The organism is Deinococcus sp. (genome assembly GCF_018260555.1).
Lineage (GTDB): Bacteria > Deinococcota > Deinococci > Deinococcales > Deinococcaceae > Deinococcus.
Genome location: NZ_JAGLBB010000003.1, coordinates 1 through 18,810, shown reverse-complemented (window position 1 = coordinate 18,810; position 18,810 = coordinate 1). Strand labels below are relative to the sequence as shown.

The window sequence follows — 18,810 nt, the reverse complement described above, 5'->3', positions numbered from 1 at the left end:
TTGCACTGTACCCCGCCGCCGCCCGGCCTGTCATGCAGCCTGCCGACCCTGCTCATATGGACTGCCGCTCCACTCCGCCCAGGGCATCTGTTCTTCCGATTCGCATCCGCTCGGATTGATTCATACGGACTCCGTTTGTTTCGCTGACAGGTCCGGAACTTCACCGGATTGCCAGCCCCACGTCCGGAACCCGTTTCTCTGCCACCCGTATCCGCTCGGACTGATGCGGGACTACACCGAATCAATCGGAATCCGTATCAGCCCTTGACGGACCCCGCCAGCAGGCCACGCACGAAGTACCGGCCCAGCAGGATGTACACCAGCAGGGTGGGCAGCGCCGCCAGGATCGCGCCGGCCATCGGCAGGTTCCAGCTGACCGCCTGACCGCCTGCCAGTTGCGACAGGGCGTACGTGACGGGCTGACTGGTCGTGTTGGTCAGGGTGGCCGCGAACAGGAATTCGTTCCATACCTGCGTGAACTGCCAGATGATCACGACCACGAAACCCGGAATGCTGATCGGGAAGATCACGAGGCGGTAGATGCTCCAGAAGCCCGCGCCGTCGATGGTGGCGGCCTCGACGAGCGCGTCGGGCACGTCGGCGTAGAAGTTCCGGAAGATCAGCGTGGTGATCGGAATGCCGTACACCACGTGCGCCAGGATCAGGCCCCAGATGCTGCCGTACAGGCCGATGGACTTGATGAACTGGAACAGCGGAATCAGCACCGCCTGATACGGAATGAACATCCCGAACAGCATCAGCGCGAACAGGGTGTTCGCCCCGCGGAACTTCCACTTGCTCAGGGCGTACCCGTTCAGGCTGCCCAGCACGGCACTCAACAGCGTGGCGACCACGGCCAGGAACAGGCTGTTGAGCATGTTCCCGCCGATCTTGTCCCACGCTTCACTGAAACTGGCCCAGTTCAGCGCGGCCGGCCAGTGCCAGGTGGTGGCGAGATTGATGGCGCCCGGGCTTTTCAGGGCGGTGGCGAACAGCAGGTACACCGGCACCAGGAAGAACAGGGCGGCCACGACCAGCAGGGCGTACATGACAATCCGGCCGGGCTGGATGGGTTTGCGGGGAGTGGGGGCCGGGGCGGCCTTGGCGGGGGCGCTGGTCATGCGTGACCATCCTCCTGTTTGAACTGAGAGGCGAGGTAAGGAACGATCACGAACGCCACCAGGATCAGCAGGATGGTGCCGATGGCGGCGCCCAGCGAGAACTGGTTCTGCCGGAAGCTGGTGAGGTACATGTTCAGCGCCGGAACGCTGGTCGCGATGTTGTCCGGACCGGCCATGGCGTACACCAGGTCGAAGATCTTGAGGCTGATGTGACCCAGCACGATCATGGCCGACAGACTGATGGGCGCCAGCAGCGGGAAGATCACGTGCCGGTACAGACCCAGGTCGCCCGCGCCGTCTACCTTGGCAGCCTCGCGCAGTTCCTCCGGAATGCCGCGCAGACCCGCGAGGTACAGGGCCATGGTGTAGCCGCTCATCTGCCACACGGCGGCGATGATGATACCAATCAGGGCCAGGTTAAAGCCGTGCAGTTCCGGGGCGGGCAGCATCTTCACGTTCGGGCCGATCAGCAGCGCCCAGACGAACAGGATGGCGGCGCAGACGGCCGCGACACCCATGCGGGTGCGGTCGCCGCTGCGGGCAGCGCGCACGGCCATGACGATCATGACAACGCCGACCACGCCGGCGGTCAGGAGCGGCAGTTTGTTCCAGTCGAATTTCAGGATGGCGTCATTGCTGCTCAGCCAGCCGAAGGTGCTGGGCGGAGCACCGAATAGCGTCGGCACCTGGTTCAGTCCGCCCTTGGGTTGCAGCATCCAGCGCCAGATGGTGCCGGTCACGATGAACGACAGGCTCATGGGGAACAGGAAGATGGTGCGCCACAGGCCCTCCCCTTTCGGGTTGCGGTCCAGGATCAGCGCCAGGCCCAGGCCCAGGCCCAGGCAGCCCAGAATGAAGAAGATCGTGAAGAAGACGGTGTTGATCAGTTCCTGCCGGAAGCGGCCCTGCAGGAACCCGCTGAACAGTTCCTGGTAGTTGGCGAGGCCCACCCAGCGGATGATGGGATCAAGAGCGAGCGCCTGGGCGGGGTCGTTGCCCCAGTCGGTCATGCTGACGTACACGCTGCGGGCAATGAAGCCGTACACGAACACGGCGATCAAGATGATGCTGGGGGCCAGAACGGCCATGGACCACAGACGATCTTTACTCAGGCCTTTCAAAGTCGGGCCTCCTTTCTGGCGGGTCTGGCCTCTGGCCGTGCCTGCCAGTGAACAGGGTGGGGCGAGGGCATCCGGGCTGCCGAGGACCGGGTGATCGAATGGTGAGCAACGACCGGTCCATCCGAGCGGATGCGAGAAGGAACAACAGACGCCCCTGGGCGGAATGGAGCGGCAGTCGGTATAAGGCGGGTTCCGATTGAATGGGCTGAAAAGACCATTCAATCCGAGCGGAGCGAGTAGGAGAAAAGCGGGTTCCGGACCTGGACTGGGCCACCCGGCGGCGTTACGGGTGGTGAACGAAACAGACGGCAGTCCGTATCAAGGGGTGTGGGCTGCGGGCTCAGGGCGCGGGAGTACTTCCGCGTGACCTGAAACCCACAACCCACAACCGGACAGCTGGGCAAAAGCGCGATCTGGATTAGGCCCGCGCCCCCAGGGGCTCAGGCGGGCGGGTTATACGGACTCCGATTGAAGGGGCTGCAAAGCCCCCTTCAATCCGAGCGAAGCGAGTGGGAGAGAAGCGGGTTCCGGGCGTGGAGTTGACAAGCTGGCGCCCTTCCAGATGGTCGGCGAAACAGACGGAGTCCGTATTACTTGCTGATTCCGGCGCGGACAGCCAGTTGTTGCGCGGCGGCGGCGGCCCCGGCACTGTCCCTGCTGGAGACGAACTGGTCGATCACGGCCCCGAAGGCGCTGGTGAAGCGTTCGGGCGCGACGGCCCCGTGCACGAGGCTCCCGACGATCTTGTTGTTCTTCCAGTCGGCGGCGGCGCTCTTGCTGTAGGTGTTGTACTTGCTCAGGTCGCTGTCGGTGCGCGCGGCAATTGAGCCTTTCAGGGGGTTAAAGGCATCCTGGCCGGCCTTGCTGCCCAGGACTTTCAGCCAGTTGACAGCCTCGGTGCGGTTCTTGGCGCCCTTGGGCAGACCGAAGGAGTCGGCCAGCATCACGAAGGTCTTGGTGGTGCCGGGCGCGGCCGCCCAGCCGAAACCGGTGTTTGGGGCGAGTTTCTTGGTGGTGGTGAAGTACCCAGCCGCCCAGTCGCCCATCACGTTGAAGGCGCTGGTGCCGTCGATGATGCGGTCACTGGCCTGCTGCCAGCTCAGGCCCGAAGCGTCCTTGTTGGAGCAGTCCATGACCTTGCCGAAGGTCGTGAAGGCACCCACGACCCTGGGGTCCGTGAACTTCATCTTGCCGGACCAGAGGTTCTCCCAGCCCTGCGCGCCGAGCGTGCCGATCATGACGCTCTCCCAGAGGTGTTGCTGGGTCCAGTTCTCACCGACGACCAGCGGCGCGGCTACGCCCTTGGCTTTCAGGGCGGAGCAGGTCTTGATGAATTCGGGCCAGGTCTTGGGCACGGTGACGCCCCACGCCTTCAGTTTGGCGGGGTTGTACCACATGACGTTGCTGCGGTGCACGTTGACGGGCACGCTCCAGATCTTGCCGCCCTGGCTGATCAGCTTGATCAGGTCCTTGGGGAAGACCTTGTCGAGGCCTTCGCTCTTGAACAGGCTGCTCAGGTCCTCCATGCGGTTGGCGACGACCCAGGTGCCGATGAGTTCCTGACCGGCGTGCGCCTGGAAGCTGTCGGGGGGCGTGCCGCCCAGCATGCGGGTTTTCAGGACGGCCTTGGCGTTGGTGCCGGCCCCGCCGGAGACGGTGGCGTTGTCCACGGTGACAGAGGGGTACTTGGCCTGGTAGATCTTGATCAGGGCTTCGAGGGCCGGGCCTTCATCGCCGGACCACCAGGAGAAGATTTCCAGCTTGCCAGCGGCAGAGGCGCTGGTGGTGACGGCGAGGGCGGCGGCGATCAGGAGTGCTTTTTTCATGGTGTTCCTCCGTGCGAAACGGTGCGGTTCGTGCGATTGGGCGAAGTCTGTGCGGCCAGGGCCAGTGCCGGGTGAGGCTCAGGCGGCCGGGGTGGGGACGGTCCGGCCGCCTGAGCCCGGCTGGCCGGACCGCTCCCGGCGCCGCTTTTCCCCTGCGCCAGGCGTGAGATGGCGTACAGGTGCGGCAGGCCGCGCGGCGTGAACAGCGAATCGAGCATCATGGCCCCGGCACCCAGCACCCCGGCGTGCGCGCCGAGCGTGCCGGTTTCGATGCGGGTGCGGTCCACGTTGATGCGCATGGTGCGGGCGTGGGCACTGGCGCGGATGGCGGCCAGCAGCACCTCTCCGGCCTGCGCGAGTCGGCCACCGATGATCACGGCTTCCGGGTTGAACAGGTTCATGGTGGTGCTGATCGCCACGCCCAGGTGATGCCCGGCTTCCTCCCACACGGCGCGGGCCAGCGGATCGGTGTTCGCGTGGTTCAGCAGGTCGTCCAGGGTGATGGGGGTGGGCAGCGTGGTGGGAGAGCCGGCGGCCCGCAGGCTGCGCGCCAGCGTGACGAGGACCTGCGCGGCGGCGTAGCTTTCGAGGCTGCCGGGGTTGCCGCTGCGGCCGACCGGGCCCTGCTCGTTGATGCTGATGTGCCCGATCTCGCCGGCGCCGCCGCGCACACCGCGGTGCAGGCGCCCGCCCAGCAGAATGCCCGCGCCGATCCCGGTAGCGGCCTTCACGTAGACCAGGTCCTGCGTGCCCCGGTGCGGGCCGAAGCGGGCCTCGGCCAGTGCGCCCAGGTTGGCATCGTTATCGACCAGGACTTCGAGGTTCAGGCGGCGTTGCAGGGCCCCCCGGATGTCCTCACCGTCCCAGCCGGGCATGTTGGGGGGCAGGACGACGCGGCCGGTGTCGTGGTCGACCGGGCCGGGCACGCCGATCCCCACGAGTGCGATCTGGTCGGCGCTGATGTCGGCGGCCTGCATGACCTGGGCGCTCAGGTCGCTCAGCAGGTCGTAGGTGGCCTGTGGGCCGCTGACGATGTCATGCAGCACGGACAGGCTGGCCAGCGACTGGCAGTGCAGGTTCAGCACGTCCACGCGGGCGTGACTGGCGCCCAGGTCGATGGCGAGCAGGGCGGCGGCGCGGGTGTTGAGGTTCAGCAGGGTGGCGCGCCGTCCGACACCGCTGCCGCGCGTGCCGACTTCCTGTACCAGTCCGACGCTGATCAGTTCCGTGACGATGGAACTGATGGCGCTGCGGGACAGACCCAGTTCCCGCGAGATGTCCACCCGTGCCAGGTCCCCGTTCCACAGCAGGTCCAGCAGCAGCAGCGTGTGCCGCGCGCGGATGGCCGCGAGGTCCAGGGTGTCCGGGATGGGGTGTTCGGTGCGGATCATGCGGAAGAACCTCGGGGGGACCCAGGGGGCCGGATGGCGGGCCGGGCCTGGGGCCGGCGTGAATGGCAGGAGTTGGGCCGGGAGGGTTCCGTCTGTTACGGGCTCACCGGGTTGTGGTTGGTAGGACGTGTGCACGGTCATCTTGCGCGTTCCTTATTTTGTTTGTCAAACGAACAAATTAATACCGCCACTTGCACGCCCCTAGATCAAGAGTTTCCACGCCTGTTGGAGTTGTGTGCCACACGACATCATGAGGGCACGCAGAAGGAGAAACGTCGTCCAGTACCTCATTTTCTCCGTCGCGTCCTGGAGAGTATTTTTAGCCGTGACAAGCCGTTCTCATACGGCTCCCACTCGCATCGTTCGGATTGAACGGTCTTTGCAGCCCATTCAATCGGAGTCCGTATCAGCCTGAATAGACCAGAGGCAAGCATCTGGCGCTCGAAAATCGAGAAGGCGAGAGACGCCGGATGTCGTGTGGTGCGGGGCGCAGGGAATAGGTACGCACAGAATGGTGTGCCGACCGATGATAATCCGTGTGGGGCCGTGATCGGCAGCGTTCTGGAGGGCACCTCGTGCCGAATCCGGAAGGGCGCCGGGTTGCCAACTCCACGCCCGGAGGGCCGGTCTGCCTTGCCGGACGGTTCCAGTACGGCAGCAACGCGAAAACGCAGACGCGGTGTGCTCCTGCGTCTGCGTGGGTCCCTCCGGCCCAGTGTTGGTGTAGACCCCTGTGCTGGTGTGGACCCCTGTGCTGGTGTGGACCCCTGTGCTGGTGTGGACTCCTGGGCTGGTGTGGCCGGGCGTCAGCCCCCTTCGGTAACGCCTTCAGCGGCATGGGCTTCAGCCGTCCCGGCTTCACTGCCGCCCGTCCCTTCCGGCCGCAGCAACGGGAACAGCAGCACGTCCCGGATGGAATCCCGGTCGGTCATCAGCATCGCCAGACGGTCCATGCCCATCCCCATCCCGGCGGTGGGCGGCATGCCGTACTCCAGCGCCAGCAGGAAGTCCTCGTCCTGCTCATGCGCCTCGTCGTCCCCGGCGTCCCGGCGGGCCGTCTGCGCCTCGAAACGCGCCCGCTGGTCCAGCGCGTCGTTCAGCTCGGAGTAGATGGGCGCCAGTTCGAAGCCCGCCACGTACAGGTCGGCGCGCTCGGCCAGCCCTTCGCGGTCGCGGTGCACCTTCACCAGCGGACTGATCGCCAGCGGCATGTCCGTCAGGAAGGTCGGGTCCTGCAACAGCGGCTCCACGTACTCGCCGCCCAGCTTGTCCAGCAGCTTGTAGTCCGGAGTCTTGCGGTGCTCCGGGTGGCGCACGTCGCTCCACTCGCGCAGTTTCACGAGGTCCAGCGGATCGAAGTCCAGCCCCGCCTGCTCTTTCAGGGCCGTCACGAAATCCAGCCGCTTGAACGGCAGCGAGAAGTCCAGTTCGCGGCCCTGGTAGGTCAGTTTCGGCTCGCCCCGCAGTTCCACGACCAGGTCGTGCAGCAGCGTTTCTACCAGCACCATCATGTCGTTGTAGTCGCCGTACGCGAAGTACGCTTCCAGCATGGTGAATTCCGGGTTGTGTGTGCGGTCGATGCCCTCGTTGCGGTAGTTGCGGCCGATCTCGTACACCCGCTCGAAACCGCCCACCAGCAGGCGCTTGAGGTACAGCTCCAGGCTGATGCGCATGCTGAACTCGTGGCCCAGCGCGTTGTGGAAGGTCTTGAACGGCCTGGCCTCGGTGCCGCCGGGCACCACCTGCAACGTGGGGCCCTCGACCTCCATAAAATCGCGGCTGTCCAGGAAGGTGCGAATAAAGCGCAGCATCCGCGAGCGCGTGCGGTACACTTCACGGCTCTCCGGGTTGATCATGAGGTCCACGTAGCGGCGGCGAGCACGCAGTTCCTCGTCCTGCAGGCCGTGGAACTTGCTGGGCAGCGGGTGCAGGCTCTTGACCAGCGGCTGCCAGGACGTCACGCGCAGCGTCAGCTGCCCGGTGCGGGTCACGAACGGAAAGCCGCGCACGCCGATGATGTCGCCCAGGTCGATCTTCTTCGTGACGTCGAACTGCTCGGTCTCCTGCTTGGAGAAGTGCAGCTGGATCTTGCCGCGCTCGTCACTGAGGTCCGCGAAGGCCGCCTTGCCCATGTGGCGCATCAGGGTCACGCGCCCGGCCAGGGCGTACTCCTCGGCCGGCCATTCCTGCCCCGCCTCCCAGGTCGCCTCGCCGTCCTCGCCGACCGCATCGGCAGGGTGCGCGCTCAGCACGTCGCGGGCGTGGTGGGTGCGGGCGTACGTGTAGGGGTGCGCTTCGAAACCGGCGGCCACCTGGGCGTCCAGGTTGTTCAGGCGGCTGAGCGTCTGTTCGTGCAGACCCTCGGGGCGGTTGGTGGGAGTGGAACCTTCAGACATAAGCTCAAGTATACCGGCGGCCACCCTGACGGGACGCCCGGCTCCCTTCCAGGCGCAGCAGGCGGCCCCCTCCCATGTGGAAGGGGGCCGCCTGTGTCAGCTGAGGCTCATACGGACTCCGCTTGAATGGGTTGCAAAACCCGTTCAATCCGAGCGGAGCGAGTAGGAGCAAAACGGGTTCCGGACGTGGAACTGACAACCCGGAACATCACCGGGTTGTCGGCGAAACAAACGGCAGTCCGTATCAGGCTTCTTTACAAACGGAATCCCTATCAGGCTTCTTTGGTGCTCTCGCTGGCCTCGCCGTCGAGGACCGCGGCGGCTTCGCTCTCGGTGATCTCGCCGGCGGCGACCAGACCGGCCACCTGGGCCGCTTCCTGCTCGGCGGCCGCTTCGCCGTCGCTGAGCCGGGGGGGCAGCAGGCTGATGACGACCTGATCGGCGTCGCCGACCAGCTTGCAGCCTTCGGGAAGGGCAATCTGACCGGCGGTAACGTGGTCACCGATAGCCAGTTTGGTCACGTCGATGACCAGTTCCTGCGGAATGCGGCGGGGGCCGGGGGCCACGATGGCCAGGTTGTGCACGACGATGTCGAGCAGGCCGCCCATGACGACGCCCTGGCTCTTGCCGGTGGTGTGCACGGGCACGCTGACCTCGATAGGTTCACCGTAGGTGACCATGTAGAAATCGACGTGCATGGGCACGCGCTTGCGCTTGTCCATCTGCACGGCCTTGACCAGCGCGGGGAAGGTCTCGCCACCCTCGACGGTGATGTCGAACAGGCCGGTGGTGCTCTGGATGCGGAAGGCGCGGTCGAAGGCCTTCTTGTCAATGGCAAAGGAGACGTTGTGCTCCTTGTTGTAGGCGACGGCGGGGATCATGCCTTCGGCCAGTTTCTCCTGGCTCTTGCGGGGTTTGGCGTTCAGTTCCATGTGCTCTCTCCTTGGCGTTCTTCGCCGCCTCGCTCTCGCCGCGCGCCGGGGGTCCGGGGGCGGGGGCGGACGTGCAACCGTGACAGCATAGCAAACGCGCCCGGTCCGGTGGAAGGCCCGTGGGGGGGTCTGCTAGACTCCTGGGCGTTGCCGCGAGGCGTCTTAGCACCTGTTCCCGCCTGCAGGCGGGTGGTGAGGGCGGCCCTGGCGAGCGTAAAAAGGAGAATGACATGATCAGCGTTACTGAACTGCGCAACGGCACCAAAGTGGAAATGGACGGCGGCCTCTGGGAGTGCCTGGATTACTCGCACCTGAAGATGGGCCGTGGCGGCGCGAAGGTCGTCACGAAGTTCCGCAACATGGAGTCCGGCGCGATCGTGGACCGGACCTTCAACAGCGGCGAGAAACTGCAGGACATCTACGTGGAAGGCAAGACCATGCAGTACCTGTACAAGGACGGCGAGGACTTCATGTTCATGGACATGGAGACGTTCGAGCAGGTGCCGCTGTCGCCCACCCTGGTCGGTGACGCCGCCAAGTTCATGAAGGAGAACACCGAGGTGGACGTGGCCATGTACGGCGAGAAGGCCCTGAGCATCACGCTGCCCAACCAGGTGATCCTGAAGATCGTGGAGACCGATCCCGGTCTGCGCGGCGACACCGCCTCGGGCGGCACGAAGCCCGCCAAGCTGGAAACCGGCGCGACCGTGCAGGTGCCCCTGTTCGTGGAGCAGGACACCCTGGTCAAGGTGGATACCCGGACCGGCGCTTACCTCAGCCGCGCCTGACCGTCCGTGCGTGAAGTGCTGCCCACCCTGGTCATCCGGTGGGCGGCACTTCACTTTGCTTTAGACTCGGCTTTAGACTCAGACCAGCCAAACAAGCGTTAGGCAGGCGGTGACACCCCGACGCGCGGACCACCCATCATGATGGAAGGCAGCGCGACTGACACCTCTGTTGCAGCACCCAACTGTTTCAACAGCCAGCACCCAAGCACCACCCAGGAGGGGCCCATGAATCCAGACGACCTCAAGAAAATCCTCGATGCCCTGAGCTACGCCGACGTACGTGAATTCAGCCTGAAGACCGGCAGCTTCGCCCTGGACCTGCGGCGCGGCCCGCAGGCCATGGGTGGCCCCGCCTTCAGCGCCCCCACCGGCCCCGCGCCCATGCAGTCCGCCCCCATGCAGGCCGCGCCCATGCCGGCTCCCATGCCCAGCGACACTGTCGCCAGTGCCCCTGCCTTTGCAGCGCCGCAGTCCGGGGCGCCCGCCACGCCAGCGCCCGCCCCGGAAGCCCCCGCACCCGCTCCGGCCCCCGCGCCCAGCAAAGGCACGCCGGTCAAGGCGCCCATCGTGGGAACCTTCTACGCGTCCAGCAGCCCCGATGCGCCCGCCTACGTGAAAGTCGGGGATACCGTGGCCGCCGGGCAGGTGCTGTGCATCATCGAGGCGATGAAACTCATGAACGAGATCGAGGCCGAAATGAGCGGCACAGTGCGCGAGATCCTCGTGAAAAACGCCGAACCCGTCGAGTACGGCCAGACCCTGTTCATCATCGAATGAGGTCAGGGGGCGCCTGAGGGCCCGGAGCGTCAGCAGGTCTGAGACAGATCCACCTGACGCCGGGACACCTGGCCTCCTTCCGACCCTGCCGGAGGCATACATGTTCAAGAAAATCCTGATCGCCAACCGCGGCGAGATTGCCCTGCGCGTGATCCGCACCGCGCAAGAACTGGGCGTGAAAACCGTCGTGGTGTACTCCACCGCCGACGAGAAGAGCCTGCCGGTCCTGCTGGCCGACGAGAGCGTGTGCGTCGGCCCGCCCGCCAGTAACCAGTCGTACCTGAACATCCCGAACATCCTGACGGCCGCCCTGATGACCGGCGCCGAGGGCATTCACCCCGGGTACGGCTTCATGGCCGAGAACCCGGACTTCGCCGAGATGTGCCGCGAGCACGGCATCGTGTTCATCGGCCCGACCCCCGAAAGCATGCGCGCGCTGGGCAGCAAGGCCGGCGGACGCGAGATCGCCGCCATGAGCAACGTGCCCGTCGTGCCCGGCACCGGCGTGCTGGAAGACACGGACGCCGCCCTGCTGGCCGCCAAACAGATCGGCTACCCGGTCCTGCTCAAGGCCAGCGCCGGCGGCGGCGGACGCGGGCAGAAGATCATCCGCACGCAGGACGAACTCGCCAAGGGCTTTGCTCAGGCGCAGGAAGAAGCCAAGCTGTACTTCGGCGATCCCGCCCTGATCATGGAAAAGTTCCTGGAGGAATTCCGGCACGTCGAGGTGCAGGTCATGGGCGACGGCAACGGCCACGTGATCCACATCGGCGAGCGCGACTGCTCCATCCAGCGGCGCAACCAGAAACTCATCGAGGAGGCCCCTAGCACCCTGCCGGACACGCTGCGTCAGGAGATCCTCGCGGCCGGCGTGCGCCTCGCCAAGCACGTGAACTACGCCGGGGCCGGCACGCTGGAATTCATCGTGGACCGCGACGGCAATTACTACTTCATGGAGATGAACACCCGCATTCAGGTGGAACACTGCGTCTCCGAGGAAATCTCGGGCCTGGACTTCGTGAAACTGCAACTGGAAATCGCGTCCGGTCACGGCCTGAACATCCAGCAGGAAGACGTGGTGCTGCGCGGGCACGCCATCGAGTGCCGCCTGAACGCCGAGGACCCCGACAAGGACTTCCGCCCGGCCGCCGGGAAGATCGAGGACGTGCACTTCGCCGGAGGCCCCGGCGTGCGCGTGGACAGCCACTGCTACACCGGCTACGTGATCCCCCCCCACTACGACAGCCTGATCGGCAAGCTGATCGTCCGCCACGACACCCGCGAGCAGGCGATCAGCCGCATGAAACGCGCCCTGGAAGAAACAGTCATCCACGGGCCCAAGACCACCATCCCGCTGTACGTGAAGATCATGGACAACCCCTTCTACAAACGCGGGGCCGTCATGACGAACTTCCTGAAAACGCGGATGGAGATGTAAGTTCATGCCGGATGATGCCCGCATCATCCCGAGCGGAGCGAGTGGGCATGAACAGGCGACCGGCGAAGGTGCAGTGATGGCGGGTGACGTTCCCGCCGTCACGGAACCGGAGCCGGTTGCTGCGCCGATGGCAGATGGTCGGAGGCAGACGGCTGGGGGACACCCGGCATCTGCCTCCGACCGTCTGGGGGCGCGGGACGCGCGGCTCTCGCGTCTGTGCGGGCAGTCCTGGCCGGAGGGCGCGCTGCTGGACGCGCTGAACCTCTCCCCTGCCCTGGACGTGCCGGGCGTCGATCCCACGCCGGGGCCGGGCGCGCGGCGCGTGCTGCGGCCCGGCGGGCAGGTATGGGGGGGCAGCGCACGGTCCGGCGCACCTGCGGGCCACCTGGGCGGCACTGGGCCAGCCTCTGTCACCTGGGAAGGCGCAGCCGGAACCCGCGTTGACCCTCACCTGCCCGCTCACGCTGACCGCAGACGACGCCCGGTTCCTGCTCGGCACGTACGGGTACGGGAAAGAGGCGGAAGTTTCCCCCCACCTCTTCCCCATTCAGGACGCCGCGCAGCTGCTGGTGTGGCCGGGCTGACCCGCCTTACACGGGTTGCGTGGCGGCGATGCGGTCCAGAACACCGGGGTCTTCGAGGGTGCTCGTGTCGCCCTGGATTTCTTTTCCGGCGGCGATCTGGCGCAGGAAGCGGCGCATGATCTTGCCACTGCGGGTCTTGGGCAGGGCGTCGGCGACGTAGATGGCGTCGGGGCGGGCGAGCGCGCCGATCTCGCGGCTGACGTGGGCGCGCAGTTCGGCGGGGTCGATGGTGCGCTCGCCCTGCGGGAGCACGAACGCGACGACGCATTCGCCTTTCACGTCGTCGGGGCGGCCGACGACGGCGGCCTCGGAGACGCTGGGGTGAGAGACGAGGGCCGATTCGATCTCCATGGTGCCGAGGCGGTGGCCGCTGACGTTCAGGACGTCGTCCACGCGGCCCGTGACGGTGAAGTAGCCATCCTGGTCGCGGCGCGCGCCGTCCCCGGCGAAGTACACGCCCTCGATTTCACCCCAGTAGGTTTTGCGGTAGCGGTCATCGTCGCCGTACACGGTGCGCAGCATGCTGGGCCAGGGGCGTTTGATGACCAGCAGGCCGCCGTCGTCGGGCCCGAGTTCCTCGCCGGTGTGGGTCATGATGGCAGGCTCGATGCCGAACATGGGGAGGCCCGCGCTGCCGGGTTTGCTGGCGTGCGCGCCGGGCAGGGTGGTCAGCATGATCGAGCCGGTCTCGGTCTGCCACCAGGTGTCCACGACCGGGCAGCGCTCCCCGCCGATGGTGCGCCAGTACCACATCCACGCTTCGGGGTTGATGGGTTCCCCGACCGAGCCGAGCAGGCGCAGGCTGCTCAGGTCACGGCTGGCGGGGAGTTCGTCGCCCTGGCGCATGATGGCGCGGATGGCGGTGGGCGCGGTGTACAGGATGGTCACGCGGTGTCTTTGCACGACGTCCCAGAAGCGGCCCCAGTCGGGGTGGTTGGGCGCGCCCTCGTACATGACGACGGTCGCGGCGTTCAGCAGCGGGCCGTACACGCTGTAACTGTGCCCGGTGATCCAGCCGACGTCGGCGGTGCACCAGTACACGTCGTCGTCGCGCAGGTCGAACACGGCCTGGGTGGTCAGGTACGTGCCGACCATGTAGCCGCCGGTGGTGTGCTGCACGCCCTTGGGTTTGCCGGTACTACCGGACGTGTACAGGGTGAACAGCGGGTGCTCGCTGTCCAGCGGCTGCGCCTCGTGCTCGTCGCTGGCGGCGTTCAGGGCGTCGTGCCAGAACACATCGCGGCCCTTCTGCATGGGCGCGTCACAGTCGGCGCGGCACACGACCAGCATCTTCTCCAGACCCGGCGCGAGCGCGGCGGCCGCGTCGGCGTTGGCCTTGAGGTTCACCAGCGCGCCGCGTCGCTGTCCGGCGTCGGCCGTGATCAGCACCCGGCTGTGCGCGTCGTTGATGCGGTCGGCCAGGGCGCTGACCGAGAACCCGCCGAACACCACGGAATGCACCGCCCCGATGCGGGCGCAGGCGAGCATGGCGATGCCCGCCTCGGGCACCAGGGGCAGGTACAGGGTCACGCGGTCGCCCGCCTGCACGCCCAGGGCCAGCAGGGCGTTCGCGGCCCGCCTGACCTCGCGCAGCAGCTCTGCGTACGTGAAGGTGCGGACCTCGCCGTCCTCGCCTTCCCAGACGACCGCGCGCCTGTCGCCCAGGCCGCGCGCCACGTTGCGGTCCAGGGCGTTGAAGGCAATGTTCGTCTGCCCGCCCACGAACCACTGCGCGTGCGGCGGCTGCCAGTCGAGCACCTGCGTCCAGGGCGTGAACCAGTGCAGCTCTCCGGCCACGCCACTCCAGAAGGTGTCCGGGTCGTCGAGGCTCTGGCGGTACAGGCGGTCGTAGTCCTGCGCGGAGTAGCGGGCGCGCTCGCGGAAGGCGTCACTGGGCGCAATGACGCGGTTCTCGTGCAGCAGGGCGTCGATGTGATCGCTGGCGGTGCCGGGCTGCGTCTGGGTGCCAGTGGAACTGGGGGGCTGGGTCATGCGGGGGACCTCCGGGAACGGCGGGAGCAGGGTGCGCGGGGGCACCGGACAGTGGGACAACTGGGTTGTGTATGCCGTCACTGTACTCGCCCGGAGGTGGGATTCCGGGTGGGCAACGCAGCGAGTGGGGCCCTCCACCCGCTTCACATTCGCACCGGGTCTGCCCAACACGCTCATGCAGAGTGCGCTCCAGACCGCCCAGGGTCGTCTATTGTTCCTGCCCGCATCTGCTTGCATTGATTCGGAACTGCACCAAATCAATCGGAATCCGTCTCACACCAGGGCTTCGTGCTGACGCTGCAACAGGCGGCCCCGCACACGGCCTTCCAGGGCCAGTAGCAGCAGCGCCGCCATGAACGCCAGTGCGGCAATCACGACCCACATCCCGCCCGCGCCCAGAGATTGCAGCAGAGCGCCGCCCAGCAGTGGGGCGATCAGGGTGGCCAGGCCCGCCATGCTGCCCACCAGTCCGATGTACGTGCCGCGCTGTGCGGCGGGGCCCAGTTCGCTGATGATGGTCTTGCTGATGCCGTACGCGATGATCTCCCCCACCGTCCAGACGGCGACGGCCAGCATGTGCGCCCACAGGGTGTGCGCCAGCGCGTGTCCCAGGAATCCTGCGCCCAGCAGCGCCGCGCCCAGCGCCTGCCAGCGCGGGTGGCCACTGCGGGCGATCAGGTGCCCCAGTGGCAGGCCCAGCAGGACGACCAGGGCGCCGTTCACGGCGAGAACCTGTCCGTACTGCACGGCGCTGAAGCCCTGCTGCGCGAACACCACGGCCAGCAGCTTGTAACTCTGGTACGTCAGGCCGAACAGCAGCGACGCGAGGCAGAACTGCCACAGCAGCGCGTCCCTAGGCAGCAGGCGGCGGGTGCGCGGAGCACCGAGGGTTGCGGTGCGGGGCACGCGGGGGTAGCGCAGCGCGAGCAGCAGCGCGAACGCGGCCATGGTGGCGGCGTCCAGCCAGAACAGCAGCCGCATGGACCGCCCGGCCAGCCAGCCGCCCAGCACGGGCGCGGTGGCGGCCCCGACGTTGATCGCCCAGTACAGCAGGTTGTACGCGCGGGTCCGCTGCGCGCCCTGCGTGAGTTCCGCCACGGCGGTGCTCGCGGCGGGTTTATACAGGGCCGACAGCAGCGAGAAGCCCAGCACGCCCGCCGCCGTCCACCAGAAGCCCTGCGCCACGGACAGCGCCAGGATCATGACGGCCCCGCCGCTCAGGGCGAGGATCATGGTGAAGGCCGGGCCGCGCCGGTCGGTCAGCGGCCCGCTGAGCCCCTCTGACACGAAGCGGCCCAGGCCCAGCATGGCCAGGATCACGCTGACCTGCGTGACGCTCAGGTGCGCCCGCGCGGTCAGGTAGAAGCCCAGCAGCGGCACCACGAACTCGCCCAGGCAGTTGAGCAGCGTGCCCCACCACAGCACCCAGAACCCGGCCGGGTAGGCGGAGGCGGCGCGGGTCAGGACAGTCACGCGCGTCATGCTAATACGGACTGCGCTCCAATCCGTCACAGTCGGGAGGACCCCCCTGTGGCTCCATACCGCGAAGGGGCGTACGTTGTTCCTTCTCGCGTTTGCCTAGCGTTTGCCTCACGTCTGCTCGGATTGATTCGGAACTGCACCGACTCAACCGGCCCCGTCCACCTTCCGAGGGGTGGCCGCCGCGAATGGCGGTGTTCCCGCCAATGGCCTACGCCCGGGCGGGTATGCTGCGGGGTAATGCTCGTCGATCAGTTGGGGCGTCCCCTCCGTGACCTGCGGATCAGCGTGACTGACCGCTGCAACCTGCGGTGCACGTACTGCATGCCAGCTTCCGTGTTCGGGCCTGAGTACGCTTTCCTGCCGCGCGCCGAACTGCTGAGTTTCGAGGAGATCGGGCGGCTGGCGCGGGCCTTCGTGAACCTGGGGGTCAGGAAGCTGCGCGTCACGGGCGGCGAACCCACCCTGCGGCGCGACCTGCCGGAGCTGATCGGGCAGCTTTCCGGGATCGGGGGCGTGCAGGACGTCGCCATGACCACCAACGGGCTGCTGCTGCCGCGCATGGCGGCCGACCTGAAAGCGGCGGGTCTGGACCGCGTGACGGTCAGCATCGACAGCCTCGACCCGGAGGTATTCGGGCGCATGAACGGCCTGGGCACGCACCCGCAGAAGGTCCTCGACGGCATCGAGGCAGCCCTGACGGCGGGCCTGGGCGTGAAGATCAACACGGTCGTGCAGCGCGGCGTGAACGACGCGGGCCTGCGCGGGCTGTGGCTGGCGCTGCGGGACCTGGCCCCGGTGCGCTTTATCGAGTTCATGGACGTGGGCAATCACAACGGCTGGAATATGGACAGTGTGGTGCCGTCGCGCGAGGTGCTGGCGCGGCTGGCGGGCGACGACCTGCACTTCGCGCCGGTGAACCCCGAATACCGGGGCGAGGTGGCCGCGCGCCACACGGACGGGCAGGGGCACGAGGTTGGCCTGATCAGTTCCGTGACCGCGCCGTTCTGCGGGGACTGCTCGCGGGCGCGGATCTCGGCGGTGGGTACGCTGTACTCGTGCCTGTTCGCGTCGGGCGGTACGGACCTGCGTGGCCCGATGCGGGGCAAGCCGGGGGGGGCGGCCCTGGATGACGCAGGGCTGGAGGCGCTGATTGCCGGGGTGTGGCGGGAACGCCGCGACCGCTACAGTGAGGAGCGCGGGGAACTCACGGCGGCCAGCCGGGAGGCGCGTGCCGGGAAGGTCGAGATGTCCCATATCGGCGGGTAGGGTCCAGTGCGCCGGGGTCATGGTGACAGCGCCGTGTATGATTCTGGCAAACGGGTATTCATTTTTATCTCTTTTTCGGCTTTAACTTTACGAACGATGTTTTGCCTGACGGTTGTTGTCCCGGGCCGCGTGACACCTAGACAAGCTTGTGTACGTGTGACACTAACCTTAAGATGAGGTTGGCTCCGCCCGCCAGCGGACACCCGGAGGATGCATGGCGAAGTACCCGCTTATCAAGACCACCCTGAAAGACCGCCTGCTTGGCGGCCACTACGCCGAAGGGCTCCCCCTGCCCAGCGAACCGCAGCTTGCCCGCGAATTCGAAGTTTCCCGCATGACCGCCCGGCGCGCCATTGACGAACTGGAACGCGAAGGCTACGTGTACCGCGTTCAGGGGGCCGGCACCTTCCCCACCGGCAAACGCTTCCGCCAGGGCATGTTCCGCGTGCGCCCCTTCAAGGAATGGGCCCGCCACCCTGACCACCGCACCACCGTCCTGCGCGCCATGCAGATCGAGGCCACCCCCGAGATCGCCACCGTGCTACAGATCCAGCCGGGCGAGCCCGTCATCTTCATCCACCGCCTGCGCAACGCCGGCGACGAGGCCCTGGTCATCGAGAAACGCTACATCAACGCCTCGCTGGTCCCCGGCCTGCTCGACCACAACCTCGCTGTGGAAAGCATCCACGAGACCATGATCACCATGGGCGTGCCCCTGCAACGCGTAGAACAGAACCTGGAAGCCGTCAACCTGCGCCAGGAGGAAGCCGAACTGCTGCGCGTCCCGCTGGGGACCGCCGCGTTCCTGCTGCGCCGCACCACCTACAGCGGCCAGAAACGGGCCAGTTATGTCAACTACTGGGTGCGCGGCGACCGCTACGCCTTCCAGGACACCTTCGAACCCTGAGCGGTGGGCGGGTCAACGGTGGCGGGCTGTGAGGGAAATCCCCCAGCAGCCCGCCACTTCTGCTGCAGGAGCGCAGAGCAGGAGGTTGGCGCAGGGCAAGCAGAAAAGACATGATGTCAGACGGATTCCGCAAAATTCCACCACAGTCGGAAAAGCGCCGCCTGTGGCTCCATCCCGCGAAACCCGTCTGCCGTTCCTACTCGCGTCTGCTCGGATTGATTCAGAACTGCAGCGAATCAATCGGAATCCTTATCAAATCTGCTGTGCTCACCTGTCAAGCAGGCTCACCTGTCAAGCAGAAAAGTCCTGCGGGCCGAACGCACCATGACCCAGGGCGCCCCGGCCGAGGCGCTGGACGCGTGCCCCGCCACACCTTCAGCACCCTGAAAACCGGTAAGGACGACCCCCCCCTGCCACTGGCCTTCAAACTCGCCCGACTGTTCGGTGTCCCGATTGAGGACATCTTTCAGAAGGAACCGGGATAACCCCGAACCAGACAAAAACCGCCGCCCCCGTTTCCGGAAGGGCGGCGGCGTTCGTGTCAGCCGTTTTTACTTGCTGTTCTTGGCCGCTTCGACCAGGGCGCTGAAGGCCTCGGGCTCACGGGCGGCGATGTCGGCCAGGACCTTGCGGTTCAGGTCGATGTTCGCGCGCTTCAGGCCACCGATGAAGGTGCTGTAGTTCATGCCGTGCAGGCGGGCGCCGGCGTTGATACGCTGGATCCACAGGCGGCGGAAATCGCGTTTCTTGTTGCGGCGATCGCGGTACTCGTAGGTCGCGGCGTTCAGC

16 protein-coding genes are annotated in these 18,810 nt (G+C 66.6%); 7 read left to right on the top strand and 9 right to left on the bottom strand.

The window, feature by feature from the left end:
• Window positions 1-257: 257 nt before the first annotated feature.
• The 6 genes from QZ271_RS01180 to QZ271_RS01155 form a co-directional block, all read right to left on the bottom strand.
• On the bottom strand, window positions 258-1,121 hold the full coding sequence (locus QZ271_RS01180; protein WP_291428189.1) for a carbohydrate ABC transporter permease: 864 nt from the start codon (window positions 1,119-1,121) through the stop codon (window positions 258-260).
• Entirely contained in the window at window positions 1,118-2,209 is a 1,092-nt protein-coding gene (locus QZ271_RS01175) for a carbohydrate ABC transporter permease (protein WP_291428188.1), read from the bottom strand. Before QZ271_RS01175 ends, QZ271_RS01180 begins: the two co-directional genes overlap by 4 nt.
• A gap of 623 nt (window positions 2,210-2,832) precedes the next feature.
• Window positions 2,833-4,068, bottom strand: coding sequence for an extracellular solute-binding protein (locus QZ271_RS01170; RefSeq protein ID WP_291428186.1), 1,236 nt, complete (start codon window positions 4,066-4,068; stop codon window positions 2,833-2,835).
• Complete coding sequence (locus QZ271_RS01165) at window positions 4,065-5,459, bottom strand: ROK family protein (protein ID WP_291428185.1); 1,395 nt, start codon at window positions 5,457-5,459, stop codon at window positions 4,065-4,067. Before QZ271_RS01165 ends, QZ271_RS01170 begins: the two co-directional genes overlap by 4 nt.
• Window positions 5,460-6,265: 806 nt before the next feature.
• The gene (lysS, locus tag QZ271_RS01160; RefSeq protein ID WP_291428184.1) at window positions 6,266-7,855 is read right to left on the bottom strand and encodes a lysine--tRNA ligase; all 1,590 of its coding nucleotides are present in this window, start codon (window positions 7,853-7,855) and stop codon (window positions 6,266-6,268) included.
• A 272-nt stretch (window positions 7,856-8,127) separates the two neighbouring features.
• Complete coding sequence (locus tag QZ271_RS01155; RefSeq protein ID WP_291428183.1) at window positions 8,128-8,787, bottom strand: 50S ribosomal protein L25/general stress protein Ctc; 660 nt, start codon at window positions 8,785-8,787, stop codon at window positions 8,128-8,130.
• A gap of 230 nt (window positions 8,788-9,017) precedes the next feature.
• On the opposite strand from QZ271_RS01155, the gene efp reads away from it, so the two are divergent.
• The 4 genes from efp to QZ271_RS01135 all read left to right on the top strand — a co-directional run bounded on the left by efp (window position 9,018) and on the right by QZ271_RS01135 (window position 12,374).
• Complete coding sequence (efp, locus tag QZ271_RS01150) at window positions 9,018-9,575, top strand: elongation factor P (RefSeq protein ID WP_291428181.1); 558 nt, start codon at window positions 9,018-9,020, stop codon at window positions 9,573-9,575.
• A 225-nt stretch (window positions 9,576-9,800) separates the two neighbouring features.
• Window positions 9,801-10,352 carry an acetyl-CoA carboxylase biotin carboxyl carrier protein gene (gene accB, locus QZ271_RS01145; RefSeq protein WP_291428179.1) on the top strand — a complete coding sequence of 184 codons (552 nt, stop codon included), beginning with the start codon at window positions 9,801-9,803 and terminating at the stop codon, window positions 10,350-10,352.
• A gap of 100 nt (window positions 10,353-10,452) precedes the next feature.
• The gene (gene accC / locus QZ271_RS01140) at window positions 10,453-11,790 is read left to right on the top strand and encodes an acetyl-CoA carboxylase biotin carboxylase subunit (protein WP_291428177.1); all 1,338 of its coding nucleotides are present in this window, start codon (window positions 10,453-10,455) and stop codon (window positions 11,788-11,790) included.
• A gap of 440 nt (window positions 11,791-12,230) precedes the next feature.
• Window positions 12,231-12,374, top strand: coding sequence for a hypothetical protein (locus tag QZ271_RS01135; RefSeq protein ID WP_291428176.1), 144 nt, complete (start codon window positions 12,231-12,233; stop codon window positions 12,372-12,374).
• A 6-nt stretch (window positions 12,375-12,380) separates the two neighbouring features.
• Here the strand turns inward: QZ271_RS01135 and acs are convergent, their stop codons facing one another.
• Complete coding sequence (acs, locus tag QZ271_RS01130) at window positions 12,381-14,366, bottom strand: acetate--CoA ligase (protein WP_291428174.1); 1,986 nt, start codon at window positions 14,364-14,366, stop codon at window positions 12,381-12,383.
• 273 nt (window positions 14,367-14,639) lie between these two features.
• The gene (locus QZ271_RS01125; RefSeq protein ID WP_291428172.1) at window positions 14,640-15,839 is read right to left on the bottom strand and encodes an MFS transporter; all 1,200 of its coding nucleotides are present in this window, start codon (window positions 15,837-15,839) and stop codon (window positions 14,640-14,642) included.
• Between the two features lie 246 nt (window positions 15,840-16,085).
• Here QZ271_RS01125 and moaA point away from each other — a divergent pair, with 246 nt between their 5' ends.
• From moaA to QZ271_RS14485, 3 genes are all read left to right on the top strand, one after another.
• Window positions 16,086-17,114: a GTP 3',8-cyclase MoaA gene (gene moaA, locus QZ271_RS01120; protein ID WP_291428170.1), complete on the top strand. Its 1,029-nt coding sequence runs from the start codon at window positions 16,086-16,088 to the stop codon at window positions 17,112-17,114.
• A gap of 214 nt (window positions 17,115-17,328) precedes the next feature.
• A complete protein-coding gene (locus QZ271_RS01115; protein WP_291428168.1) occupies window positions 17,329-18,021 on the top strand; it encodes a GntR family transcriptional regulator in 693 nt (230 codons plus the stop codon).
• 359 nt (window positions 18,022-18,380) lie between these two features.
• A complete protein-coding gene (locus QZ271_RS14485) occupies window positions 18,381-18,506 on the top strand; it encodes a helix-turn-helix transcriptional regulator (protein WP_367114285.1) in 126 nt (41 codons plus the stop codon).
• 66 nt (window positions 18,507-18,572) lie between these two features.
• Here the strand turns inward: QZ271_RS14485 and rplT are convergent.
• Window positions 18,573-18,810: 50S ribosomal protein L20 (rplT, locus tag QZ271_RS01105; protein WP_291428165.1), on the bottom strand; the 238-nt coding region annotated here is incomplete at its 5' end.